Genomic DNA, 23,481 nt, shown 5'->3' on the forward strand with positions numbered 1-23,481 from the left:
GTTCAGCGGCCGGCGCCTCAGACCAGCCGGAACCGCGCGGTGTTGTCACTCAATGCGCGACTGCCCTTACTCAAGGTATCCGCCGCCGAATTGACCGCCCGTGCGCCGTCCAGCAAGCGCCCTGCCGCCTGGTCGACCTGCTGGATATTGCCGCTGACTTCATCGGCGGTGGCGGCCTGTTCTTCCACCGCTGCCGCGATTTGCGCCAGGGTGTCGGTGACGTGCTGCACCGCACCGGCAATTTCGCCCAGGCGGGTGCCCAGGCCCGTCACGGATTCGGCGTCGGTCAGTGCCTGGTCGCACGCCGCGCCCATCAGGCTGACGGCTTGGCTGACGGTCGCGCGCAGGCTGTCCACGGTGCCGGCGATTTGTGCGGTGGACGCCTGGGTGCGTTGCGACAGGCTGCGCACTTCATCGGCCACCACGGCAAACCCACGGCCCTGCTCGCCCGCACGCGCAGCCTCGATGGCCGCGTTGAGCGCCAGCAGGTTGGTCTGTTCGGCGATGCCACGAATGGTGTCGACCACCGACTGAATCTGCTGGCCCTGCTGGCTGACCTGCTCCAGGGCGTTGGCCGTGTCGGTCAGGCGCTGGTTGAGTTGCTGGATACTTGCCGTGGTGCGCTGGCTGTCGCGGCTGCTGTCTTCGGCGATGCGCCTGGTGTGCTGCGCGCTGCCCGAGGCCTGTTCGCAACTCTTGGCCACGCCCATGGAGGTGGCGGCCAATTGGGTCGCAGCGGCCGCAATCTGGCTGATTTGGTGTTGCTGGTCTTCAACCTCGGTAAGGGTGCTGCCCGCCTGCGCATTCAGGGTGAGCACGGCTGAACCGAGTTGCTGGGTTTCGTGATTGACGCCCAGCAGGCTGGTGCGCAGTTGCATCACCGCAACGTTGAGTGCCCGGCTGATCGCGGCCAATTCATCACGCCCTTCTACCGCCACTTCGACGCACAGGTTACCGTCGCGCAACGACTCGGCCAGTGTGGTGATGCCACTGGCGCTGCGGCGGATCGAGGCTTGCAGACAGATAAACAAGTACAACGCGGCCAGGGCCAGCAGGCTGAACGTCGCCGCCACCGGAATAAAGTGCTGGAGCGAACGCTCGCGGTAGTCACTCAGGCGCGCATCCAGTGAGTTAAGCGACTGGCTGCGCAACGCCCCCAACGCGCCCAACATGCTGTCGACGCTGCGGTCGAAGGCGACGCTGTCCAATTTGATGGTGCCGCCGAACACGCCGTCGTCCAGGGTTTTAAGCTCGTTATCCAGCAGTTGCAGGCTGCTGTCATATTGCGCTGTCCACGGCTCGATCCCGGGAAATGGCTTGGCTTTGAGCGAAGCGGCGGCCTTGACCAACTGGTCGCGCGCATCGCCGATACGGCCGCGCAGGTCGCGCATCTGCAAGCGGCTTTGCAAGGTGAACTGCCCCGAGGCGATAGACGACTGGCCAACGCTGGCGGTGCGACCGATGCGCTCGATCAGGTCCGGGGTGTGCTGGGTGGAGATCTGCATCAGCAGGTAGGTCTCCAGCCACGGGTCGAGGATCAGGCCGGTGTCCAGGGTGATTTGCTCGCGCAGGGTTTGCAGCGCCGTCAACGCGGCGGTGAAACGGTCGTAGCCGTCCGGCCACCAGCCCACGGTGCGCAGGGACTGGGTGTCCATGCCCTTGACCGCCGCCTGCAACGCCTCGAAACGCGCAAGGGTGTCGGCGCTGGCATTGCGGGCTTTGAGCACCTCCCCCAGGGCTTGCAGGCTTTGCACAATCATCGGGTTGCCGGCATCCACTTTGTCCATGGCAGCCTGGGCGGCCGGGGTTGGCGCGTGGAGGATATCCAGCGCTTTCCAGCGCGCGGCCAGGTTGCGTTGCGCGCTCAATTGGCCATCGAGTGTGTCCAGGGCCAACAGTTGGTGCACACCGGACTGCTCGCTGCTGATCACGTTCAATTTGCCGCGATAGTCCGAGCCAATCATCCAGAGGCTCCCCGCCAGGGGCAGCATGAACAGGAAAAACAGCACCTGGAACTTGCGCGCAAAACCGAAACGGCCGAGCAAGTGGATACCGGGTGATAGAAGAGTGTGCATGGCCGACCGCTCCCGAAAACACGCTGGAAATGACTAGAAGCAAAATGCCATGTCATTGATTGAGAAGGCCCAAGCAAGATACGGGCCGTTACCGCTGTGCTGGAGATAGGCGCCTTGGCGATAAACCGGCGATGGCGCGCGCACAAAAATGGGGCAAAAACACTCACTGCCGGGCACACAATTGTCACCGTGCGCCTCTCGAGTAAAAAAAGTTCAACACCCACCTAAAGCATGATGGCACTTTGCCGATATCGCTTCTAAGATCACGCCTTCCATTGCCTTACCCAAGTCGTTAATTTCAAAATAATCAAAGGGATATTGATATGCCGCTTCCTCTCATCCTCGGTGCAGCCGCCCTGGTCAGCGCCGCCTATGGCGCCAAGAAAGGCTATGACGGTTACCAGAAGCATTCCGAAGCCGACGAAATCGTCAACAGCGCCAAACAGCGCTATGACGTCAAAAAGCGTGCGTTTGACGCGCAAGAAACCGCCACCACGTCGGCATTGAGCGTACTGGGCGAAAAAGAGCTGCAAATCGGTAAAAGCTTTAACGAGTTCAAAACCCTGGCTGACTCGCTTTTGCAGCAGTTGAACGCCGGTCGCCAGAACAAGCTGGAAATCAACATTCCCAAGCACAAGCTGCAAACCATCTCCAACTACAGCTACACCGCGATCGGCGTGCTGGGCTCTGCTGCCGGCGCCGGGGCTGCCGGGGCGGCTGCGGGTTTCGCGGTGTACGGCGGGGTGATGGCGCTGGGCGCAGCCTCTACCGGTACGGCGATCTCGTCGCTGGCGGGCGTTGCAGCCACCAACGCGACGTTGGCGGCCATTGGCGGCGGCTCGCTGGCAACCGGCGGCCTGGGCATGGCGGGCGGCACCGCGATTCTCGGTGCCGCCGTTGCCGGGCCGGTACTGGCCATTGCCGGATGGGCTTACGACAGCCACGGTGAAGAGGCCCTCAAAAACGCACGCAAGGCCAGCCGCGAAGTGGATCAAGCCATTGAAAAACTGGTCAAGGCAATCGAGCACCTTGATGCTACCGAAACCTATGTCCACAGCATCTGGACCACGCTGATCGCGCTGTTCGAACAGTTCAACCAGTACTTCGAAAGCCTCAAAAGCATCAACAGCGTCATTGAGGATGCAAAAAGCCGCAACGCCGACGGCCAGGCTGAGTTAAAGCGCTTTGGCGAAACCATCATGCTGACCATCCAGAATGGCTTCGCCTTGGCGTCCATCCTGGTCAACGTAATCACCACGCCGATCTTCAAAGTCAAAAAGGTCGACGGCAAGGCCGTGCTGAACGAGCAAGGCGTGCCAGAGATGGAGACGGACGCCCACGGTTCCATGATGTTGAACAGCACCCAACTGGACGAGGTACTGAGCAACGCCGACGCCCAAGCGCAAAACGTCAAGAAGGCTTGATGCGTTCAAGGGGAGCGCATAGCGCTCCCCTTTCATCACTCCCCCCTGGTTTTTCATGGATGCCATCATGCACGCCGCCGCGCAGGATTTCCCTTGGGCCGAAGAGCTCGAGAACACCGTTGTCACCAGTCTGGTTACCAGCTTTGGCCTGGACTTTCTTCTTTTCAAGGACAAGCGCGGGGGTGAAGTCGACACCGTGCACAATGTTCGCGCAGGTATTTGGGCCACAGAGGCCGAACAGCAGCGGTACGAGCAGGAAAAAAAACACTACGACTCGACGCTTTATCACTCAGACCCAAATTACAAAGCGACTGGCCTGAAAGACAAGCTCAGTCAGCAGGCAGGCACGCTGCATGACCCCTACCGTAATGTCGTCATGGGCAAGGGCGAGTCGAGAAACCTTGACCACGTCATCAGCGCCAATGAGATCCACGGCGATGCAGGGCGCATCCTCGCCGGGCTTGATGGTGTGGCAATGGCCAACCAAAGCAGCAACCTGCAATCGACCCAGGAAACGGTCAACAAGTCGAAGAAACAGTCATCCATCAATGACTACCTGAACCATTTGCCGAACCTCATCACCGGCCATGAAAAAGACCTGGCCAGAGACCGCAAACGCCTTGAAACCATGCCACGCAGTACGCCTGAGCAACAACACAAGGCACGCGTACTCGCGGATAACATCCGCAAGAGCGAAGACAAGATCCGCGAGCTCAAAGCCATCGACCCCGATGAAATGCGTAAACGCGACAACGCCGCCCGCGCGCCCTACGAGCAACAAATCAACTACACGTATTACACCAGCAGCAAATTCCTGCACCAGACGGCCGCCGCATCCGGCGTAGCCGGGCTGAACATGGGCACGCGCCAAATGCTCGGCCTGGTGATGGCAGAGGTCTGGTTTGAACTGCGCGACCAACTGCCTACCCTGCTCGACAAGATCAAGCACAACTTCAGCTTCGAAAGTTTCATCGACAGCATCAGCCGCACGCTCCAAGGGATCTGGCAACGGGTGCAAGCGCGCTTCAATGAGTTTCTGATTGCCTTCAAGGACGGTGTGTTCGCAGGCATTCTGGGCAGCCTCACAACGACGCTGTTCAACATCCTGGCAACCACGCAGTTAATGGCGATCAAGATCATTCGCGAGGTCTGGGGCCAGTTGGTCAAAGCCATCAAGTTGCTGATTTTCAACCCTGACCAACTGGCGTTTGTTGATCTTTGCCAAGCGGTGATTTCATTGATGTCGCTGGGCTCCGCCACCGTGGTCGGTTCACTGGCCTATGCGCAACTGCTGCCACTGTGCAATTTCCCGTTTGGCAGTGAACTGGCGGCCTTTGCCAGTGCGCTGGTCACAGGCGTGGTGACCCTGGGGCTCAACTATTTCATGCTGCACAGTAGCGTGGCGAAAAAGCTCTGGGCGTTTATCGAGTCGGTCATGCCACATGCCGGCCTGGTCCGGGACTTCCAGGCGATCAACCTTGAGCTCGACCGCTACCTGGCCGAGTTGAGCCAGCTGGAATTCAACCTGGACGCCGATGAACTGGCAGAGTTCGCCGAAGAACTGATGGCCTGTAACAACGAGTTGCAACGCAACGTCGTGCTCAGCCACGAACTGGCCAGGCGCAATGTCGATGTGCCCTTTGAAATGGGAAATGCCGACAGTACGCGCCAATGGCTGGCATCGTTGATTTGAATATGCAGGCCTTTCCCTGTACCCAATGCGGGCTGTGTTGCCGCAATGTGCACCTGGCGCCCGAAACCCGCTATCTCGATCGCGGTGACGGCGCCTGCAAGCACTACCGCGAGGCGGACAAGGGCTGTTCGGTGTATGCCGAGCGGCCCGATATCTGCCGGGTCGACCGCCAATATGAGCTCAATTATGCCGGCCTGCATACCTGGGATGAATTCGTGGCGCTGAACCTTCAGGTTTGCCGTTTGCTGCAAGAGCAGGCGCAGCCCGTTCGGTGGGCCGCCGAAGCGACGCCTCTGTAGCCACCTCACACTTTCCCCTATTACCGGCATCAAGGAACGGGACATGCATCGCGATCAATACCTGGGCAAAAGCGCGCCTGTTAACAGCTCTGTCGTTCAGGATTTTGTCGATTGGCTAGCGACTCACCTGTATGACACCTCGTTGTTTGCGCACCAATACACCGATCGTCGCAGCCAGCGCATTCGCTCATTCAGCGGACTGTACGACGCCTGCAAGAACTATCACTGGCCACACCAAGGCGCGCTGGGCACCCCTGCTGGCGTCTGTCTCACCAGCAGTGATGTAACGCTGAAGGCGTTGGGGAATGCGTTGAAAAGCGCCCTCGCTCGAAAGAGCGATCCCTGCACGCTAATAGCGGCCTCAGGCATCATGAAGTGGGGCGGCGTTTCAGCGGGCAATGTGCGCTGGCTGACCAACAACAGCAGCGGCCTGTCCCAGTTGCTTGCGACAACGGCAGCCGCCTTTTCCGGCAACAGCCTGGCTGATCCGGTGTTATTGAATACGCAGCTGCGCTTCAATGCCGGCATGACCAAGGTGTACTCGTTGCTGGTCAACGACTTCATCATCTACGACAGCCGCGTCGCCGCTGCACTGGGCTGGATCGTGGTGAAATATTGCCAAGGCCGTCAGCTGACAACGGTGCCCGCCGAGCTGGCGTTCCCCTGGGCGCCTGCCAAGGAGGGACCTGCCGCAAAGTGGCGCAAAAACCGTAACCCGGCTAAAGGCAATCTGCAGTTCCCTGGCCTGAATGGCGCGGCACAACACGCCCACTGGAACCTCAAGGCCAGCTGGATTCTGGCCGAAGTGCTGGCAAACGCCGGCGCTGGCGCGTTCACCGATGCGGGATCAATTGCGCCCTTGCGCCGACTTGAAGCCGCCTTGTTCATGATCGGCTATGACCTTCCCCACCCTGGCACGTCGAGCGCGCAAACGGGCACGCCCATCCAGGATTTACCCACCGACCTGAACGAGTGTTTTACGATTGCTAACCAGAAACGTTTTTTCTATGCGATTGATCAAAATGGCATTCGAATGGGCAAAGGCCGCCGCCATTCCATCGGGCAAATAAACAGCCTGCTGACGGCGCTGTGGAAAGCTTTCGGCGATCAGTCTTTTCCCCTGGCGAACAGCGCCACCAAGGTGCGTAATGACGAGGTGCCCTACGGTATCGGCGCGGCCTATTTCGAAATAACCGAACGCAAAGGCAACCCACCCGATACCAGCGCGCTGGCTGCCGCCTTGCATGAGATAGGCGCCTTGTCCTGGACGCCGCAAGGGCCGGACAACTGGTCGATCAACATCAGCCAATTGGCCCGCACGCCTGACGGAACCGCCCTGGATATCAGCGCACTGATCCAGCACGAAATCGGCCAGAACGACCTGCTCTGAACCCGGCTGCGAGCGCGTCACCCCACACGCTCGCGCCTGCCCTCAGTCATACAACCAAGGCTTCAACTCTTTAAGGTTGGCGACCACGATTTGCTGCGCCTCCGGCTTGGGGTTGAGGTTCTTCGGATCAATCTGAAAGCGGTGCAACACGTACTTCACCAGGGCCTGGCGGCTGTGAATCTCGAGCTTTCCATCGACCATGCCGAAATCAGTCTGGATGATGTCCTTCTGCGCCGGGCTCAGGCGCTCATCGGGCTTGATGATCACCGCAATTGTATTGTTCCAGTCATCGTCGTCGGCAATGCCGTTGTCCGACTCGTGGTCATGCAGCTCCGGCACACCACGCAGGCGGCTCAAGACAAAATCGCGGTAACTGCGGTTCTTCTCGCAGTACGCCCGAACATGCCAACGCATGCCGGTGTAGATCAGCGTATGCGGGGCAATCGTGCGCCCTTCCGGCTCCGGGGCGTTGAGTGATACGTAGTCGATATCCAGCCGCAAGCGCTCGCGACACGCTTTGAGCAAGGGCCGCAGGATTTCGGGTTTGATTGAGCGGTCCGGCACCTGCAACACCTTGGTGTGTGCATACGCCAGGGCCAGGCCTTCGACGTGGGGCATACGTGTGTGAGTCTGGTTCAGCAGGTGCAGGTAGGCAGACGCACTGTCTTCAATGAACAGCGGGGCAAAGTGTTTGCTGGGGACGTAGCCCTTGATCTGCTTGTCATATGTAAGATTTTTAGGCGCATGTTCATTGATGTAGGTGTTGATGTCCTTTGACGCCTGTTGCCTGCTGATACCGAAGCTCTGGATCAAGTGCCCCGTGGTCAGACGGCCTTCCCACCAGGCAACGGTCTCGATCAAACGATAGCGAAGTGCCAGGTCCCAGCGTACCTGCTGGAGCTTTTGTTCACGTTTCATGGCCTCTCCATCTGCATGAATTGTTTACCTGTATAAGTCTACATTCTATACGTGTCGCAATTCACTACATATCCTTGCCGGGTGTTAGACCCCCACGCAATAAGCAAAAGGACAGTGAAATGACAACGTCGGACGTTGTAGCGACAGGCGCCCTGCTGGTGATGACGGCAGTAGCAGTGTTGATGCTGGTTCAGTACCTGAAACTCCAGGACATCTGGCAGATGATCATCGACTGCAAGACAGCCACCCGCTGGGCAAAGATCTGGGAAATGGAAAACAAGGAACTGCGCTCGGCTCTGCGCGCAGAGAAAGAACAGGTCGACCAACTGCAAAGAAAAGTGGGGCTGATTCAGCCGCCAACACCGGCGGATTCAAACACCACCCCCTGCCCTTGAGGCCGACCCGCAGGACCTACAAGACCCGCATGTACTGACTGAAATTATTGATGTGATCATCCAGGTTATCCTCAAGCATCATCCTGTACTGGTCACAGAAATACTTCAGCATCGCCTCACGGGCCTCGGCCATCTCGGCGCCGGACTTGAAGTTGCGGGCGCTGGCCCAGGCATTGAAGCGCGTGGTGCCGAACATCATCGAGGCGCTGACCTCACCGAGGTTTTCGCAGGTTTTGAGCTGCTCGTTGGACAGTTCGATATGCGCGTCTGCGCGGTCGTAGAAGGCTTGGTCGGTGGTCTCGGCCATGGCAGGGTTCCTGGGTCAGCAAAAGAAGGCGGCTATTGGAGCATATTCGAGCGCAGCAAAGCAGGCGCCTCCCACTGGGAGGCGCCGGGCGCTTCACGCCAACGCCAGCACCAACCGTTCAAGCCCGATACCGAAGCCCGCACCTTCACGGTACGCCCCGCCACCCACCACTTGCTGTTGCGCACCCAATGTCGGGCAGCGCACCTCGAAACCGTTGCCCTCAAGGTAGTAACTCAGCCCACGTTTCACGGCCAGGTTCAGCGCATAGTCGAGCCCCAGTGTGTCGAGAAACCCGGTGCATAGGGCTTGGCTGCGCTGCAACGCCAACCCGGGGTCAGGGCTGAGAATCTCCAGCCCCAACTGGGTAAACTCACGATAACGACCGGCTTGCGGTCGCTCATACCGGTAACACCGCGCCACGTAGAAAAACATCGCCGCCTCGCGGCCGTCGAGCAACGCAGCGTTGCGCTCCTGGAACAACGCGGTGGCTTCCGGGATCAGGCAACACTGGCGGCCCGCCTTGTCATCAAAGGCCCACATCTGCCCAATGATTTCGCTGCCGCCGGCTTTTTCGATAAACGTGTCCTGGCCCCACAGGGCCGGCACGATGACTTCTTCAGCGCCCGCTTCGATGAAGGTAGCTCCGGAAACGGCCTTCTACTTCACGCATCGTTGCGGCTTCTTTGCCGGTGACCATTCGGGTTCCACGTAGCATTGTCATGGGTTGAATCTCCAGTGTTTGCAGGCAATAAAAAAGGCGCCATAGGCGCCTTGGGTGGGGTTCATTGAGTGATCAGCGGGGCTGGTCAATCAGTGAGCGCAAGCAACCACGGCACCTGAAGGAAGGTCCGTGGGGATGATGGCGGTTGCTGTGCGAAAATTGAGTCATGGGCAGATCCTTGCACACCCGTAGGAAAAGTTACAAGTCACTTCACGCCAGCAGCGCAGTAATCCAGCGCGCCTGCCGGGCAATCTCTTGCAGTTTTTGCTCCGGCACTGCTTGGCGTGCCTGCTCAAAACTGGCCAGGGTCTTGTGCTTCTGGCGCAGCATCCGCTGCCACTTGGCCAGGAACTCCGGGCTGCGGGCTTGCATTTGCAGCGGGCCAAAGTACAACTGCTCATCGGTGTAGGCCACTGGCCCTGCGCGCTCGGCCACGATGATTTCATAGTAAAAGCGGTTTTCCCGCAGCAACTCTTCGCAAAGGATGCGATACCCATTGTCCATCAGCCATTGGCGCAGGGGTTGCTCGCCACCATTAGGCTGCAGGATCAGGCGTTCCTGGCCGCTGAGGTGCATCTTGCCGTTGTCGAGGATGTCGCAGATCGTTTCGCCGCCCATGCCACAGACGCTGATCGCGGTGATCCCGTCGCCCGCTTCAATCGCCGCCAAGCCATCGGCCAGGCGCACGCTGATGTGCTGCTCCAGGCCATTATCGCGCACGGTGCGTTGGGCTGCGTGAAAGGGCGTGGTCGCCACTTCCCCCGCCACTGCGGCCGTGATCACGCCACGGCGCATCAAGGCCACCGGCAGGTAGCCGTGGTCCGAGCCGATGTCGGCCAGGTGCGCGCCGACGGGCACGTTGGCGGCCACGCGCTCCAGGCGCATGGACAATGTGTGTTCGTTCAACGGTGGTTCCTTGTCATTCCCCGGAAAACCGGTCCCGGCTGTTGGTCAGGTGCAGCACCATGGCGGCACGCGCCGCGTCCGGGTCCTGGCGTTTGATGGCATTGAAGATCGCCTCATGCTCCAGGTTCGCCAACTGCCCCAGCTTGGCGAAGTCGGCGCCGCCGCGTTCGACGCCCTTGACCTGGGTGCGCGGGATCATCGCATTGCCCAGGTGCAGCATGATTTCGGTAAAAAAGGTATTGCCGGTGGCCTCGGCAATCAGTTGATGAAAGCGTTTGTCCTCGTCCACACAGCTGTCGTTGCTGGCCAGCGAAGCCTGGTAATCGTCCAGCGCCTGGCGCATGTGGGCGAGCTGTTCGTCGCTCCTGCGCAGCGCGGCCAACGCCACGGCTTGCACCTCCAGGCCCAGGCGCAGCTCGAGCATGTTACGCACGCTGGCGACCGTGTCCACATGCAAGCGCAAACCTTGCTGGCCGTGTTGCACCAGCACAAAGGTGCCGATGCCGTGACGCGTCTCCACCAGCCCCGACGCCTGCAGCTTGGAGATCGCCTCGCGCACCACTGTGCGGCTCACGCCATGTTCCAGCACGATGCTGGACTCGGACGGCAACTTCTCACCGGGCTTGAGCTGGCCCAGCAGGATGCGCTGGGTCAGCGCCTCGACCACGCCTTGGGCGAGGTTATTGGAACGTTTACGCACAGGGTTTGCGCTTTCAATGGGCATCACTATGGGTCCACGGGGTTGGCTGCGGGGAGCTTAACACCCTGCCCCGAGTACGCGCAGGCTTGATTCATAAAACCCCCAACTTGTATGACAACCAATCTTAACGGTGCTTGAATCGCCAGTCTTCACGAGCCGTGCGTCGAGGTGAAATGTACGTTAACCCCATCGACGCACGATCAAAATATCCAGCAAACGCTAGCCAAATAACCAAAATACACACCCGATCAGCCGCCTTATAAGAACAAAAACAGTGGCAGCCACATTGCGAACCCAAGAAAACCACTTGTATGATGTCTGGCAACAAAACACGCAAACCCGCATAAAAATAAATCAGGGGGAGTTTTTCAATTGTGAACAATTCAAGCCACGCATCTGCCGCTCCAGACAGTGATTCGGTCCTCACGCGCGCCGTGAGCAAAGTGAAGGGCCACGTGCTCCCACTGTTCGTGATCATGTTCATCCTCAACTACATCGACCGGGTCAATATCGGCTTTGTGCGCACGCACATGGAGCATGACCTGGGCATCGGCGCGGCCGCCTATGGCCTGGGCGCCGGGCTGTTTTTCATTGGCTACGCGCTCTTTGAAGTGCCCTCCAACATGCTGCTGCAAAAGGTCGGTGCGCGTATCTGGCTGACTCGCATCATGTTCACCTGGGGCATCGTCGCCACGCTGATGGCGTTTATCCAGAACGAAACCCAGTTCTACATCCTGCGCTTTCTGCTGGGCGTGGCCGAGGCGGGGTTTTTCCCAGGGGTGATCTACTACTTCACCCGCTGGCTGCCCGGCGTGGAACGCGGTAAAGCCATCGCCATCTTCCTCAGTGGCTCGGCGGTTGCGTCGCTGATCTCCGGCCCGCTGTCGGGGGCGCTGTTGCAAATAGAAGGGTTCGGGTTTCACGGCTGGCAATGGATGTTTGCCATCGAAGGCCTGGCCTCCGTGGCACTGGGCTTCTTCGTGTGGTTCTGGCTCGACTCCAAACCCCACGACGCCCAATGGCTCACCCGTGAAGAACAGGACGCGCTGGTGGGCGCCATCGACCAGGAACAGCGCGAGCGTGAGGCGCTGACCACGGTCAAACCGACCATTGCCAAGCTGCTGAAAGACCGGCAGATCCTGCTGTTCTGCGCCTTGTACTTCTGCATCCAGCTGACGATCTACGCCGCGACCTTCTGGCTGCCGAGCATCATCAAGAAGATGGGCGATTTAAGCGACGTGCAGGTCGGCTTCTTCAACTCGATCCCGTGGCTGATCTCGATCATCGCCATGTACGCCTTCGCCGCGCTGTCGGGCAAGTTCAAGTTCCAGCAAGCCTGGGTTGCCGCCGCTTTGCTGATTGCCGCCGCCGGCATGTTCATGTCCACCACCGGCGGGCCAGTCTTCGCCTTTGTCGCGATCTGCTTTGCGGCCATCGGGTTCAAGTCCGCATCCTCGCTGTTCTGGCCAATCCCACAGGGTTACCTGGATGTGCGCATTGCTGCTGCCGTGATCGCGCTGATCAATTCCATCGGCAACCTGGGCGGCTTCGTGGCCCCCACCACCTTCGGCTTTCTGGAGCAGACCACCGGTTCCATCCAGGGCGGCCTGTATGGCCTGGCCGGCACCTCGGTGCTGGCGGCGATCCTGGTGTTTTTTGCCAAGACTTCGCCTTCTGCCGTGCTGGCGCCGCCGAGCGTTGCAGCAACAGGCACCGCTATCAGCAAACCTCTTTAAGCTTATTAGGATCCTGCCATGACCACGCCCGTCGTCACCCATTTCCACGTCATTCCCGTCGCCGGCCACGACAGCATGCTGCTGAACCTGAGCGGCGCCCATGGGCCATTTTTTACTCGCAATATCGTCATCCTCAAGGACAGTTCGGGCAACACCGGTGTGGGTGAAGTGCCCGGCGGCGAACGTATCCGCCAGACCCTGGAAGACGCCCGCAGCCTGGTGATCGGCCAACCCATCGGCCAGTACCAGCGCATCCTCAACCAGATGCGCACCTCTTTTGCATCAAGGGACGCCGCCGGCCGTGGCCTGCAAACCTTCGACCTGCGCATCACCATCCACGCCGTCACCGCCATGGAAGCCGCCCTGCTCGACCTGCTCGGTCAATTCCTCGAAGTGCCCATCGCCGCCCTGCTGGGCGAAGGCCAACAGCGTGACGCGGTAAAAATGCTCGGCTACCTGTTCTACGTGGGTGATCGCACGGCCACTGACCTGGCCTACCGCAACGAGGCGGACGCCGATGACGAGTGGTTCCGCCTGCGCCATGAAAAGGCCCTGACCAGCGAGGCCGTGGTGCGCCTGGCCGAAGCCGCCAAAGCCAAATACGGCTTCAACGACTTCAAACTCAAAGGCGGCGTATTGAGTGGCGATGAAGAAATCGAAGCGGTGACGGCCTTGGCCGAGCGCTTCCCGGATGCACGCATCACCCTCGACCCGAACGGCGCATGGTCATTGAAAGAAGCCATCCGCCTGTGCCGCGACCAGCACCACGTGCTGGCCTACGCCGAAGACCCCTGTGGCGCAGAAAACGGCTACTCGGGCCGCGAAGTCATGGCTGAATTCCGCCGTGCCACCGGGCTTAAAACCGCGACCAACATGATCGCCACCGACTGGCGTGAAATGGGCCACGCGATCCAGCTGCAATCGGTGGATATTCCCCTGGCCGACCCGCACTTCTGGACGATGCAAGGCTCCGTTCGCGTGGCACAGATGTGCAATGAGTGGGGCCTGACCTGGGGTTCGCACTCCAATAACCACTTTGATATTTCCCTGGCGATGTTCACCCAGGTGGCCGCCGCCGCACCGGGCGACATCACCGCGATCGACACCCACTGGATCTGGCAGGACGGCCAACGTTTGACCAGGGAACCGCTGAAAATCGAGGGTGGCTACGTGAAGGTGCCCAGCAAACCGGGCCTGGGCGTGGAGATCGACATGGACGCCGTGGCCAAGGCCCACGAGCTGTACAAAGGCATGGGCCTCGGGGCGCGGGACGACAGCGTGGCGATGCAGTTTTTGATTCCAGGCTGGGCCTTCAACAACAAACGGCCTTGCCTCGTACGTTGAGATCCGGGCTTGCGGCAGCCAGGGCCAGCTTCAGCAGCTCCTTGCGCTGCATCGCACGCCCCAGCACTGCGTGTGCACCTTGCCAGTGGACCGCCAGCAAAAGGCTCAGCTTTTGCTGGCTGGGCAAAGGCCCCGCCAGCCAATAGCTCTTGCGCTCGCGGATGCTGATGGCGTTCAACAGCCAGTCCTCACCTTGCGCCGCCAGCCATAGCTCAATGGCTGCGTGATGCCGCTGGAGCAACCCCTGCGCATCCCACACCGTCATTTGCGCGATCAGTTGCGGCAAGTTGCGCGTGGCCGTCATGTGTTTCATATCAGCCGCCAGGGCGACCTCAAGGTCGGCTTCGATCGCAGCCTGGCATTCGCTGAAATAACGCTGCGGCCAATCCGCCGTCAGCCCCGCCCGCCGCGCCAGCACCTCGTAGGCCCAGATATCCAGGGATGCGATCATTTTACCGGTGAAATTCAGGGTATTGTCCAGAATCGCCGTGGCCAACAACGCAGCGCTGTGCCGGCTCATCTTCGGCAGCAGGCCGGACCTTTCCCAGCGCTGGAAGACCAGCGTTGCCGCGGCACCAATTGGGCGGATTTCGGCATCCGCACCCAGCTTTTGCGCCCAGTGGATTTCAAAGCCTGGATGGTGGTCAATCACTTCGCGTACCTGATCGAGTACTACGATCGGGTCGAAATGATGGGGGTCGGAAACATCCACCAACACGAACTCATCGTCGGCCCCGGGCCGGTAATCGTCCAGCGAAGCCTTCCAGCCAAGCACACTGGCGCAGATGCTGAAATTGAGCGGCGCACTGCTGACCGCCCGCGCATGTATACCTTGGTGATTGAGCAGCTCGGCGTAGGCAATGCAGCAGGCGTACGCGTCAATATCCAGGTAAGCAGAGCCTGAGGTCACTACCCTCATGATTCAATCTCCTTGAAGTAAAACCCAGGCTAGTCAGGTGCCAATTGATTATTGGCTGAGGCGAATTCGCATCAGCGTATGACAAGACCATGACTGCAAGGAGAAAGATACTGTGAAAACTGACAGTTGATGATTATTGCCCGTTGTGCCGTGGCATTTTTTTGCTCGCGCTCGCCGCAACGGGCTGCACCGTCAGCTCAACGCCTAACGCCAGCATCAGCTTCTTGATCGTTTCAAAACGTGTTTTGGAGCCGCCCTTCAGGGTTTTATACAGGCTCTCGCGATTGACCCCCGCCGCCTCGGCCACTTTATTCACACCCTGGGCCTTGGTAACTTCAGCCAGCGCCTTCATGAGGATCTGCGGGTCCTGGGACTTCATGCTTTGCGCCAGATAAGCACTGATAATTTCCGGGTTGTCGAGGAAGCGCGACGCTTCGTAGACGCTGGTGCCGGATGTATCCAGATCGAGGATCGGCATGTCCTCGGGTTTGAATGTCGAGTTGCTCATTTCATCTACCTCTCAGGGCATCGAGAATCTCTTTTGCCCGCTGTATGCCTCTTTTTTGGTCGGTTTTATCACTGCCCCATAGCATCAGGTAGGCCGTGATGCCTGTGCGTACAAAGTAAATTCTGTAGCCAGGCCCGACGAATACACGCATTTCACTCAGGCCGTCACCGGCCGGCTCGCAATCGCCGAAATTGTTTTCTTCGGCGCGGTCCAGGCGAGTCAGCACCGCCGTTTTGCCCCATAGGTCCTTCATACCGTCGAGCCATGTATCAAACTCCGGCGTCCTGCCGATTAAATTAATCAAGGTCTCACCTGTAGCCTACTGGCTACTCCATACTGATGCTAGTGAATTTTTTATTCCGGCCCCAACCGGAATAAAAAAACCTAGCTCAGCCCCGTATCAACAGGCGTTCGAGACTATTAGCGCGTGTTTCGTCCGCGTTTAAAGGGCCTGATCAAACAACGGCGTCACGTCGTAATGCTGTTTGAGCATCTGCGCATCCACCAGGAAATCCGCCGTGGCCTGGGCTTCGCCGACAATGGTCGGGGAGATCGGCAGCACCTTGATCGCATCACGCTTGAACCACACCTTGGCAATCTCCGGTGCGGATTGGTTGGCCTTCGACCACGCCTGGGCATACTCATCAACGTGGCTGCTGCTCCACACCCGCGCACGGGTGAGACGCGCCACAAAATCTTTGATAATCGCGCGTTTCTGCGCCAGCGCCGGCTCATACGCAACAATGTAGGTCGGCGCGCTCATCAGGCCCTTGGCATTGCGGATCAGGGTGCTGCCCTCTTTCTCCTGCAACGACACGTAGGGTTCCCAGGTGCCGAAGGCATCAATGTCGCCCTGACTCAGCGCCAGGCTGGCTTCGGCCGGCAGCAAGTATTTGAAGGTCACGCTGGTGCGCGGCACACCGGCCTCGTCCAAGGCTTTGTAGGCCAGTTGCTGGCTCCACGAACCGTTCCAGATCGCCACCGTTTTGCCCTTTAGCTCGGCAACCGAATGGATGCCTTTGCGCGCCACAATGCCCACGCCATCGAGGCTGGTCTGGGTGCTGGCAACCACTTTGACCGGCGCGCCATTGGCGGCGAGGCTGATCACCGGGGTGTCGCCGACAATGCCCACGTCCAGCGCGCCGCTGGCGACCGCCGAGGCCACCGGGGAGCCCGTGTTGAAGCGCTTGAAGTCGATTTTATACGGCAAGTCTTTCAGCTCGCCGGACAGCTCCAGGACGATGCGATTGGAGAAGAACTGATCGCCCACCGTCAGGGTCTGCGGTTCTGCCGCCCACGCCGATGGGCCGTGCAGTGTCAGCGAGGCCAGGCCCAGCACGGCGAGCAAGTTACAACGATTGATCATAGAAGGAATCCACACAGTTAATGGCTGACTCAACCATCTGTGGGCGTGCAGTCTGGCAATGAGAGAAGGGTTTTGGCGGTCGCCGAGCGTGGCGCCCGTAGAAGCTAACGCAATAAAAGCGCCGGGTTTAATACTGTTGTGCACTATCGATAGAACCGCAGCACAGTGGGTTAGCTATTTTTCGTATTAAAAATTTGCTGCCCACTGAGTTAGGGTGACGCCACCAGACCACTGGACCCCGCGCCTGAAACCCTTTCTGCAAGGTCCATTGCATGTCGACACCCATTTTGAATACCTGGGGCACTGCGCCCTCCGCCCGTTACGAACAACTGGCCGCGCCCTTTCGCCCGTTGTTTGCGCAGATACTTGCGCAAGCTGCCGAGGCGGACCAGACACGCGCCAGCCTGGCGGCGGTCATCCAACAACTCAACGCACTGGGTTTGCCACGCTGGCGATTGCCCGCCAGTTGCGGCGGGCAAGGTGCGAGCTTCGCTGAACTGCTGGCGCTGCTGACAGAGCTTTCCGCTGCCGACTCCAACATCACCCAGGCCCTGCGCGGGCATTTTGGATTTTGCGAAGACGTGCTGTGCGCCAAAGACCGCGACTGGCGCGCCCAATGGCTCGACCGCCTCGGCCAGGGCGCTCTGCTTTCCCCAGGCAGCACCGAAGTCGGCAACCAGGCCCGTGGCGATTTCGGCACGCGCCTGCACCGCCACAGCGACGGCACACTGCGCATCAGCGGCAAAAAGTTCTACACCACCGGCGCGCTCTACAGTGACCTGATCAACACCGTGGCCACCGGCGAGGACGGCGTGGTGTACAGCCTGGTGGTCGACCTCAAGGCGCCCGGCGTGCAGATCATCGACGACTGGAACGGCTTCGGCCAACGCCTCACCGCCAGCGGCACCTGCCTCTTCGACAACGCGCCGGTGGTGGATGACGATGTGCGCCCCACCACCCAACGCTTCGCCTATGGCCAATCGTTCTACCAGATCTACCACCTTGCTACCCTGGCCGGCATCGCCCGCCGCGCCGCACTCAGTGGCGCCGCAGAACTCAGCCAGCGCGCCCGCACCTTCACCACCGGCAACGCCGACACCGCCGCCCAGGATGTGCAGTTGCTGCAAGTGATTGGCGAAGTCGCCAGCCAAGCCTACGCCGCCCAGGCCATCACCCAGCACGCGGCGCAGCGCCTGGATCAGACGGCGCAGTATGTGATTGCGCAAGACCAGCCGCTGCAGGATGACGACTCGCAGGTTGCGTTGGCGGAGTTGGAGGTGTGCCTGGCGGTCAATCCGGTGGTGGATGCAACACTGGCGGCGACCACCGGGTTGTTTGACGCACTGGGCGCCAGTGCCACGGCCAGCGACAAGGCGCTGGACCGGCTGTGGCGCAATGCGCGCACATTGGCGAACCATAACCCGCGGGTGTACAAGTCGCGGATCGTCGGTAATTACCTGGTGAATGGGTTGCTGCCGCCCGCGCAGTGGCGTGTGGGCGTAGCCAAAGCCTGATCAACCCACCAACCCAGAACCCTGTGGGAGCGGGCTTGCCCGCGATGGCGGAGGATCAGTTAACTCATTTATTGACTGACACACCGTAATCGCAGGCAAGCCAGCTCCCACATTTTGTTCGGCGTAAGGCTCATGTCCTACAACGAAGCCTGAAACAGGAAAGTCCGAAGCCACAGCGCCTTGCTCCCTTGCCTACGCTTGCGTCAGAATCCGCCGGCTTGTGCGCTGTGGTGGGCGTCTCTAAGGTTGCTCGGTCGCTGACAATTCAGTGATCGGGTTTAGTAGCCCTGGGGTTAATTACACTTGGTGCATGAGCTTCATCTATCAGACGTTCCTGTCTGTGCCTGATGGTGGCTGTGCGTAGGGCGCCTTCGGGCGCGCCGGCTTTGTGTAATTCCCCGGTCTACTAACCTGCGTACAGCTGCCACCCTCTTTGTGTAGTAGCGAAAGGGTGTCGGCCCCATTCAGGAATTACATGATGTTCAAAATAACGCCGAACCCTCCAAGCGAACCGGACCTGAAACTCAATCAGGCCGCACATCGCGCGATAGATCACTACCTCAATCCAAAAGCCGACCCGGCCTTGTCACCGCCTGCGCTGTTCAACGTCGCCGCCGACGCCAGCAGCGAAACCCTGATCACCAACAGCTACGAAACCTTTTCCTCGGTCACCGCCTTGCTGCTCGACCTGTCAGAAGACTTGACCGGAAAACAGCGCGACGTGGCGCTGGCGATTCACCAGTTGAGTGAGTTGGGGGTGTTGCTGATGGACACGCTGCTGGAGCGCGAGGCCGCCAGCTAACGGTGATGATCGCTGAGCACCAGGCAACACAAGGCTAATGTGGGAGCGGGCTTGCCCGCGATGGCGGAGGATCAGTTAACTCATTTATTGACTGACACACCGTAATCGCAGGCAAGCCAGCTCCCACAGTTTGGATTGGCGCAGGGCTCACGCCTTACGAACCCTCAAGCCCGCTTCGGCAACGTCCAGTTCGGCCGAATAAAATGGCAGGTGTACCCATTCGGTATCCGCTCCAGATAATCCTGGTGCTCAGGCTCCGCCTCCCAGAACGGCCCTGCCGGCTCTATCTCGGTGACCACTCGACCGGGCCACAGCTTCGACGCGTCCACGTCGGCCGCCGTATCTTCGGCAATATCGCGCTGCTGTTCACTCAAATAATAAATCGCCGAGCGATAGCTTGGCCCAGTGTCATTGCCCTGGCGGTTAGGCGTGCTCGGGTCATGGATCTGGAAAAAGAACTCCAGTATCTGCCGATAACTGATCACCGCCGGGTCAAACACGATCTCGATGGCTTCGGCGTGGTTGCCGTGGTTGCGGTACGTGGCATTCGGCACATCGCCGCCGGTGTAGCCGACGCGCGTTTGCAGCACGCCAGGGTAGCGCCGCAACAGGTCTTGCATGCCCCAGAAGCAGCCGCCGGCAAGGATGGCGGTTTCGGTTGGGTTGGTCATGGTCTGCGCCCTCAGTGGATACGAGGGTAGTTATGGGGCTGGGTTGGCCAATACCAAGGTGGGACAGGCGATTAATCTCGGGCAAGGCCGACAGACGAACGGGCTAGCGAAACGATCCCCAACGGGTCGGCTATTAACTGCAAACAGGGGATGTGCAGACCACAGTGTTTCAGGTGATGATTCGCCACCTAAATCAAGGACGATAACAACAATGAAAACCGCTCTACGCGCGCTGTTCCTGCTCTGCCTGGCCGCCCCCGCTTTCGCCGACGAAAGCTCGGTCGGTTTCAAAACCACCACCCTGCCCGATGCGCACAACAACCGCCCACTGGAGCTGGTGGTGTGGTACCCCGCTACCACCACGGCCAAACCCACGCTGATCGCCGACAACGCGGTCTTCATCGGCGCCCTCGCTGTGCCCGACGCAACACCGGCTGCGGGCGAGCATCCGCTGGTGGTGCTGTCCCACGGTTACGGCGGCAACTGGGGCAAGCAGGTGTGGCTGGCCAGCGCATTGGCGCACAAAGGCTATATCGTCGCGGCGGTGAACCACCCCGGCACCACCACCAAGGACCGCAACCCGCAAGCCGCCGCGCAGCTATGGCAGCGACCGGCAGACCTGAGCCGCGCTATCGACGCCGTGCTGGCTCAACCCAAGCAGTTTGGCGCAGTGGCGAACCAACAGATTGTCGCCGTCGGCCATTCCCTCGGCGGCTGGACCGCACTGGAAATCGCCGGCGCGCGCTTCGATCCTGACCTGTTCGCCCGTGACTGCGCAGCGCACCCAAAACTGGGCGGTTGCATCGGCTACCATGAGATGAACCCCGCCGCGACGGCTGAAGGCAAAGCCCGGCTGGCCGCGGACTTGAGCGACAAGCGCGTCACTGCCATCGTGTCTTTGGACCTGGGCCTGTCACGCGGCATGACCGACGCCAGCCTGGCGGCATTCAAGGTGCCTGCGCTGGTTATCGCAGGTGGCGTGCCAACCGAGGATATGGACCCCAACCTGGAATCCGCCAACCTGGTCAAGCGCCTGCCAAAAGCCTCGACGCAGTACGTGGAAATCAGCGACGCCACGCACTTCAGCTTTATGTCGATCTGCAAACCGGGAGCGATCGTGTTGATTGAGGAAAGCTCGCCGGGCGATGGCATGATCTGCCGCGATGGCGAGGGTGGGCGCCCACGGGCGCTGATTCAGCAGCAGGTGGTGGGGTTGATTACTGGGTTTCTGGGCAGGCTGAGTACGCAGGATCAGAAAATCACCGACCGCTGACACACCGACGTCGCCACACTCTTCCCGCGCTTAAGCACCATCAGACGCGCGGGCAGATCAAGAATCACATCCCCCACCGCTTGCGTATCCAACAACACCAGATCCGCCGCCTTGCCCGGTGCCAACCCATAGTGCTTAAGCCCCAAGGCTTTAGCCGGGTTGCTCGTGAGCATCGGCAACACCGTGGCCTGATCATCCGCTCCGCCCAAGTGGCAGGCGGGAATGGCCAACTGCGCAATATTGAGCAAGTCGCCGGTGCCAAACGGGGTGAACGCGTTGCGGATATTGTTGGTGGCCAGGCACACATTCACGCCGCCATCACGCAGGGCTCGCACCGGCGTCAGGGTGCGGCGCACGTTGTGACCATCGTTGCGTGCGCCAAGGTGCAGGTCGGTGGCGGGCAGGCACATTACGCTGATGCCGGCCTCGCGGATCAGCGCGATGATTTCGTGCTGTTTGTGCACAGGTACGGCGCCCAGGCTGGTCAGGTGCCCGACACACACACGGCCTTGATAGCCGTGTTCAATGGTCTTGCGAGCCAGGTATTCAATGCTCATGTGCTCGGCGTTGTCGGCAAAATCCTGGTGGAAGTCGATATCCTTGTCGTAACGCTGGGCCAGGCTGAACACATAGTCGATGTGTGCGTGCGCCGAGCTGTCGTTGTAGGGAATGCCACCCACCACGTCGGCGCCCTTCTCCATGGCCTCGACCATCATGGCCTGCATGCCCGGTAGCTTCAGAATGCCTTCCTGTGGAAAGGCGACCACCTGGATATCGATCACGTCGCGTAGTTTGTCGCGCAACTCCAGCACCACATCAAAGCCGGTAAACCCTTGCTCGGGGTCGAACTCGGCGTGGGCGCGCACGTGGGTAGTGCCGGCTTGCACCAGGTCGCGCAGTACTTGAGTGGAGCGCTCGAGGATGTCGTCGCGGGTCAAGGTGGGTTTGAGGCCGGCCGTGACGGCAATCGCCTCTTTCAGCGTGCCCGAACGGTTGGCCTTGCGGTGCATGACATGGGCTTTTTCCAGGTGCAGGTGCCCTTCGACAAAAGCCGGTATCAGCACGTTGCCGTGGCCCTGGATTTCCTGCCGGGCGTGGGCTGAAATGTTCGGCGCGATCTCGATGATCTTGCCGTTATTGACTGCCACATCCATCAGCGGCTGTGCATCGTCGATGCGTACATGACGAAAGATCAAATCCATAACTGCGACCCTCAATATTGCTGCCGTGGCCCGAGCGCCTTGCAGCGCCGGGCCGTTACTCAGCTGATCAGAACGGTTTGGTCGGCAGGTATTTGCCATCCAGGGTGATCACGGCGCGGGAGCCACCGTCCGGGTCTTCAACCTTTTTGACGTCCAGCTTGAAGTTGATCGCGCTGATGATGCCGTCGCCAAACTTCTCGTGGACCAGCGCCTTGAGCGTGGTGCCATAGACCTGGATCATTTCGTAGAAGCGGTAGATGGTCGGGTCGGTCGGCACGCCGTTGCCGATGCTGCCGCGCACCGGGATGGTTTGCAGCAGGAGCACGGCATCCGCATCCAGGCCCAGGGTGTCGGCAACGGCTTGAGCGGCGCTGGCCGGCAGTGGGTGCTGGCCGAGCAAGGCGGCGGTGACGAAGGCTTCGTGCAGGCCGGTGCCTTCGGCAATCTGGGCGAACGACAGGTCTTTGCGGGCTTTGGCCAAGAGGATGACGTCGGTCAGGGCAAGGCGAGTGGTCTGGCTGATTTGCGACTGGATCATGGGGTTATCTCCGTGGGTAAAAAGTCGGGTGTTAGTAGGAAACGGCGCGCGCGGTCGGGTTGTCGGCAAGGGCTACGAACTGGCCAGTGAGGCCATCGAAGGCCTGGATGCAGCCACTTTCGATGTCGTAGACCCAGCCATGCAGGGTTACGCGTTTTTCTTCGAGAGCCAGGCGCACTGAAGGGTGCGTCTGGATATTGGCCAATTGCGCGATGACGTTTTCGCGCACCATGGAGGCGACTTTGGCGTGCTGGTCGACATGCTGGCGGGCCTCGTTGACCACCCGGCCGGAGTCGGCGTAGCGCAACCAGCCGGCCACGGCGGGCATGTGGTCCAGGCATTTGCAGGTGGCGATGGCGGTCATGGCGCCGCAATCGGAATGGCCGCAGATCACGATGTCGCTGACTTGCAGGGCGGCGACGGCGTATTCCACCGAGGCCGACACACCGCCCGGCTCGGGGCCATAGGACGGCACGATATTGCCGGCGTTACGGATCACGAACAGGTCGCCCGGCTCGCGCTGCGTGACCAGTTCCGGCACCAGGCGGCTGTCGGAGCAGGAGATGAACAGTGCCCGTGGGCTCTGCTGGTTGGCCAGGTCTTTGAACAGGCCGGCACGCTCGGGGAAGGCGTTACGTTGAAACTTCAGGAAACCGTCGATGATGTCTTGCATGGGTGACTCCTTTGGTTCGCGATGCGATGAAGCAAAGGTTACGCAGCCACTTAAATAAGGTAAAAGTCTCATATATGATCAAGCACATCAGATAATCTTATGAGTAC

Annotated in this window: 24 protein-coding genes; 10 read left to right on the forward strand and 14 right to left on the reverse strand. The window is 60.0% G+C overall.

Annotated elements, in window-relative coordinates; all coding sequences use genetic code 11:
* Positions 1-17: 17 nt before the first annotated feature.
* Complete coding sequence (locus tag PSH96_RS19300; RefSeq protein WP_305454365.1) at positions 18-2,075, reverse strand: methyl-accepting chemotaxis protein; 2,058 nt, start codon at positions 2,073-2,075, stop codon at positions 18-20.
* 323 nt (positions 2,076-2,398) lie between these two features.
* On the opposite strand from PSH96_RS19300, the gene PSH96_RS19305 reads away from it, so the two are divergent.
* The 4 genes from PSH96_RS19305 (at position 2,399) to PSH96_RS19320 (ending at position 6,881) form a co-directional block, all read left to right on the forward strand.
* A complete protein-coding gene (locus PSH96_RS19305; RefSeq protein WP_305454367.1) occupies positions 2,399-3,499 on the forward strand; it encodes a hypothetical protein in 1,101 nt (366 codons plus the stop codon).
* Positions 3,500-3,566: 67 nt separating this feature from the next.
* A complete protein-coding gene (locus PSH96_RS19310; RefSeq protein WP_305454369.1) occupies positions 3,567-5,192 on the forward strand; it encodes a hypothetical protein in 1,626 nt (541 codons plus the stop codon).
* Entirely contained in the window at positions 5,171-5,491 is a 321-nt protein-coding gene (locus tag PSH96_RS19315) for a YkgJ family cysteine cluster protein (protein ID WP_305454371.1), read from the forward strand. Before PSH96_RS19310 ends, PSH96_RS19315 begins: the two co-directional genes overlap by 22 nt.
* A 43-nt stretch (positions 5,492-5,534) precedes the next feature.
* Complete coding sequence (locus tag PSH96_RS19320) at positions 5,535-6,881, forward strand: hypothetical protein (protein WP_305454373.1); 1,347 nt, start codon at positions 5,535-5,537, stop codon at positions 6,879-6,881.
* Positions 6,882-6,923: 42 nt separating this feature from the next.
* Here the strand turns inward: PSH96_RS19320 and PSH96_RS19325 are convergent, their stop codons facing one another.
* Positions 6,924-7,799 (reverse strand): YafY family protein, encoded by an 876-nt coding sequence (locus tag PSH96_RS19325; RefSeq protein ID WP_065931418.1) that lies wholly within the window; start codon positions 7,797-7,799, stop codon positions 6,924-6,926.
* 119 nt (positions 7,800-7,918) lie between these two features.
* Between PSH96_RS19325 and PSH96_RS19330 the strand changes: the two genes are divergently transcribed.
* Positions 7,919-8,194 (forward strand): hypothetical protein, encoded by a 276-nt coding sequence (locus tag PSH96_RS19330; protein WP_305454376.1) that lies wholly within the window; start codon positions 7,919-7,921, stop codon positions 8,192-8,194.
* Positions 8,195-8,210: 16 nt separating this feature from the next.
* Here PSH96_RS19330 and PSH96_RS19335 read toward each other — a convergent pair whose 3' ends face one another.
* From PSH96_RS19335 to PSH96_RS19350, 4 genes are all read right to left on the reverse strand, one after another.
* On the reverse strand, positions 8,211-8,501 hold the full coding sequence (locus PSH96_RS19335) for a DUF3144 domain-containing protein (RefSeq protein WP_305454378.1): 291 nt from the start codon (positions 8,499-8,501) through the stop codon (positions 8,211-8,213).
* Positions 8,502-8,594: 93 nt separating this feature from the next.
* A complete protein-coding gene (locus PSH96_RS19340; protein ID WP_056861201.1) occupies positions 8,595-9,107 on the reverse strand; it encodes an ATP phosphoribosyltransferase regulatory subunit in 513 nt (170 codons plus the stop codon).
* 325 nt (positions 9,108-9,432) lie between these two features.
* A complete protein-coding gene (locus tag PSH96_RS19345) occupies positions 9,433-10,128 on the reverse strand; it encodes a tRNA (adenine(22)-N(1))-methyltransferase TrmK (protein ID WP_305454380.1) in 696 nt (231 codons plus the stop codon).
* Positions 10,129-10,141: 13 nt separating this feature from the next.
* The gene (locus PSH96_RS19350) at positions 10,142-10,852 is read right to left on the reverse strand and encodes a FadR/GntR family transcriptional regulator (RefSeq protein WP_305454382.1); all 711 of its coding nucleotides are present in this window, start codon (positions 10,850-10,852) and stop codon (positions 10,142-10,144) included.
* Positions 10,853-11,202: 350 nt separating this feature from the next.
* On the opposite strand from PSH96_RS19350, the gene PSH96_RS19355 reads away from it, so the two are divergent.
* Both PSH96_RS19355 and gudD read left to right on the forward strand, forming a co-directional pair.
* Positions 11,203-12,564, forward strand: a complete 1,362-nt coding sequence (locus tag PSH96_RS19355) for an MFS transporter (RefSeq protein WP_305454384.1) — start codon at positions 11,203-11,205, stop codon at positions 12,562-12,564.
* A gap of 18 nt (positions 12,565-12,582) precedes the next feature.
* Positions 12,583-13,908, forward strand: a complete 1,326-nt coding sequence (gudD, locus tag PSH96_RS19360; protein ID WP_305454386.1) for a glucarate dehydratase — start codon at positions 12,583-12,585, stop codon at positions 13,906-13,908.
* On the opposite strand, the gene PSH96_RS19365 is transcribed toward gudD, so the two are convergent.
* From PSH96_RS19365 to PSH96_RS19380, 4 genes are all read right to left on the reverse strand, one after another.
* Positions 13,877-14,827, reverse strand: a complete 951-nt coding sequence (locus PSH96_RS19365) for a bifunctional oligoribonuclease/PAP phosphatase NrnA (RefSeq protein ID WP_305454387.1) — start codon at positions 14,825-14,827, stop codon at positions 13,877-13,879. The genes gudD and PSH96_RS19365 overlap by 32 nt on opposite strands.
* A 133-nt stretch (positions 14,828-14,960) precedes the next feature.
* A complete protein-coding gene (locus PSH96_RS19370; protein WP_305454389.1) occupies positions 14,961-15,335 on the reverse strand; it encodes an addiction module antidote protein in 375 nt (124 codons plus the stop codon).
* A gap of 1 nt (position 15,336) precedes the next feature.
* The gene (locus tag PSH96_RS19375; protein WP_305454391.1) at positions 15,337-15,639 is read right to left on the reverse strand and encodes a type II toxin-antitoxin system RelE/ParE family toxin; all 303 of its coding nucleotides are present in this window, start codon (positions 15,637-15,639) and stop codon (positions 15,337-15,339) included.
* Between the two features lie 138 nt (positions 15,640-15,777).
* The gene (locus PSH96_RS19380; RefSeq protein ID WP_305454392.1) at positions 15,778-16,701 is read right to left on the reverse strand and encodes an ABC transporter substrate-binding protein; all 924 of its coding nucleotides are present in this window, start codon (positions 16,699-16,701) and stop codon (positions 15,778-15,780) included.
* Between the two features lie 272 nt (positions 16,702-16,973).
* On the opposite strand from PSH96_RS19380, the gene PSH96_RS19385 reads away from it, so the two are divergent.
* Both PSH96_RS19385 and PSH96_RS19390 read left to right on the forward strand, forming a co-directional pair.
* Positions 16,974-18,215: an acyl-CoA dehydrogenase family protein gene (locus PSH96_RS19385; RefSeq protein WP_305454394.1), complete on the forward strand. Its 1,242-nt coding sequence runs from the start codon at positions 16,974-16,976 to the stop codon at positions 18,213-18,215.
* Positions 18,216-18,693: 478 nt separating this feature from the next.
* A complete protein-coding gene (locus PSH96_RS19390; RefSeq protein ID WP_305460115.1) occupies positions 18,694-19,017 on the forward strand; it encodes a DUF6124 family protein in 324 nt (107 codons plus the stop codon).
* A gap of 164 nt (positions 19,018-19,181) precedes the next feature.
* Here PSH96_RS19390 and msrA read toward each other — a convergent pair whose 3' ends face one another.
* Positions 19,182-19,688, reverse strand: a complete 507-nt coding sequence (msrA, locus tag PSH96_RS19395) for a peptide-methionine (S)-S-oxide reductase MsrA (RefSeq protein WP_305454395.1) — start codon at positions 19,686-19,688, stop codon at positions 19,182-19,184.
* A gap of 211 nt (positions 19,689-19,899) precedes the next feature.
* Here msrA and PSH96_RS19400 point away from each other — a divergent pair, with 211 nt between their 5' ends.
* A complete protein-coding gene (locus PSH96_RS19400) occupies positions 19,900-20,961 on the forward strand; it encodes an alpha/beta fold hydrolase (RefSeq protein WP_305454396.1) in 1,062 nt (353 codons plus the stop codon).
* Here PSH96_RS19400 and PSH96_RS19405 read toward each other — a convergent pair.
* From PSH96_RS19405 to PSH96_RS19415, 3 genes are all read right to left on the reverse strand, one after another.
* Positions 20,940-22,163, reverse strand: coding sequence for an amidohydrolase family protein (locus tag PSH96_RS19405; RefSeq protein WP_305454397.1), 1,224 nt, complete (start codon positions 22,161-22,163; stop codon positions 20,940-20,942). The genes PSH96_RS19400 and PSH96_RS19405 overlap by 22 nt on opposite strands.
* 67 nt (positions 22,164-22,230) lie before the next feature.
* Positions 22,231-22,701 carry a cyanase gene (cynS, locus tag PSH96_RS19410; RefSeq protein WP_017136972.1) on the reverse strand — a complete coding sequence of 157 codons (471 nt, stop codon included), beginning with the start codon at positions 22,699-22,701 and terminating at the stop codon, positions 22,231-22,233.
* Between the two features lie 31 nt (positions 22,702-22,732).
* Complete coding sequence (locus PSH96_RS19415) at positions 22,733-23,374, reverse strand: carbonic anhydrase (protein ID WP_305454398.1); 642 nt, start codon at positions 23,372-23,374, stop codon at positions 22,733-22,735.
* Positions 23,375-23,481: the final 107 nt, after the last annotated feature.

The organism is Pseudomonas sp. FP2338, assembly GCF_030687515.1.
GTDB lineage: Bacteria > Pseudomonadota > Gammaproteobacteria > Pseudomonadales > Pseudomonadaceae > Aquipseudomonas > Aquipseudomonas salomonii.

What these genes read in the sequence shown, in the direction of transcription:
- PSH96_RS19330 (WP_305454376.1), top strand. Translation starts at nt 7,919, where the DNA reads ATGACAACGTCGGACGTTGTAGCGACAGGCGCCCTGCTGGTGATGACG.
- PSH96_RS19305 (WP_305454367.1), top strand. Translation starts at nt 2,399, where the DNA reads ATGCCGCTTCCTCTCATCCTCGGTGCAGCCGCCCTGGTCAGCGCCGCC.
- PSH96_RS19325 (WP_065931418.1), bottom strand. Translation starts at nt 7,799, where the DNA reads ATGAAACGTGAACAAAAGCTCCAGCAGGTACGCTGGGACCTGGCACTT.
- PSH96_RS19350 (WP_305454382.1), bottom strand. Translation starts at nt 10,852, where the DNA reads ATGCCCATTGAAAGCGCAAACCCTGTGCGTAAACGTTCCAATAACCTC.
- msrA (WP_305454395.1), bottom strand. Translation starts at nt 19,688, where the DNA reads ATGACCAACCCAACCGAAACCGCCATCCTTGCCGGCGGCTGCTTCTGG.
- PSH96_RS19335 (WP_305454378.1), bottom strand. Translation starts at nt 8,501, where the DNA reads ATGGCCGAGACCACCGACCAAGCCTTCTACGACCGCGCAGACGCGCAT.
- PSH96_RS19315 (WP_305454371.1), top strand. Translation starts at nt 5,171, where the DNA reads ATGGCTGGCATCGTTGATTTGAATATGCAGGCCTTTCCCTGTACCCAA.
- PSH96_RS19405 (WP_305454397.1), bottom strand. Translation starts at nt 22,163, where the DNA reads ATGGATTTGATCTTTCGTCATGTACGCATCGACGATGCACAGCCGCTG.
- cynS (WP_017136972.1), bottom strand. Translation starts at nt 22,701, where the DNA reads ATGATCCAGTCGCAAATCAGCCAGACCACTCGCCTTGCCCTGACCGAC.
- PSH96_RS19415 (WP_305454398.1), bottom strand. Translation starts at nt 23,374, where the DNA reads ATGCAAGACATCATCGACGGTTTCCTGAAGTTTCAACGTAACGCCTTC.
- PSH96_RS19400 (WP_305454396.1), top strand. Translation starts at nt 19,900, where the DNA reads ATGAAAACCGCTCTACGCGCGCTGTTCCTGCTCTGCCTGGCCGCCCCC.
- PSH96_RS19310 (WP_305454369.1), top strand. Translation starts at nt 3,567, where the DNA reads ATGCACGCCGCCGCGCAGGATTTCCCTTGGGCCGAAGAGCTCGAGAAC.
- PSH96_RS19390 (WP_305460115.1), top strand. Translation starts at nt 18,694, where the DNA reads ATGTTCAAAATAACGCCGAACCCTCCAAGCGAACCGGACCTGAAACTC.
- PSH96_RS19385 (WP_305454394.1), top strand. Translation starts at nt 16,974, where the DNA reads ATGTCGACACCCATTTTGAATACCTGGGGCACTGCGCCCTCCGCCCGT.
- PSH96_RS19380 (WP_305454392.1), bottom strand. Translation starts at nt 16,701, where the DNA reads ATGATCAATCGTTGTAACTTGCTCGCCGTGCTGGGCCTGGCCTCGCTG.
- PSH96_RS19300 (WP_305454365.1), bottom strand. Translation starts at nt 2,075, where the DNA reads ATGCACACTCTTCTATCACCCGGTATCCACTTGCTCGGCCGTTTCGGT.
- gudD (WP_305454386.1), top strand. Translation starts at nt 12,583, where the DNA reads ATGACCACGCCCGTCGTCACCCATTTCCACGTCATTCCCGTCGCCGGC.
- PSH96_RS19320 (WP_305454373.1), top strand. Translation starts at nt 5,535, where the DNA reads ATGCATCGCGATCAATACCTGGGCAAAAGCGCGCCTGTTAACAGCTCT.
- PSH96_RS19365 (WP_305454387.1), bottom strand. Translation starts at nt 14,827, where the DNA reads ATGAGGGTAGTGACCTCAGGCTCTGCTTACCTGGATATTGACGCGTAC.
- PSH96_RS19370 (WP_305454389.1), bottom strand. Translation starts at nt 15,335, where the DNA reads ATGAGCAACTCGACATTCAAACCCGAGGACATGCCGATCCTCGATCTG.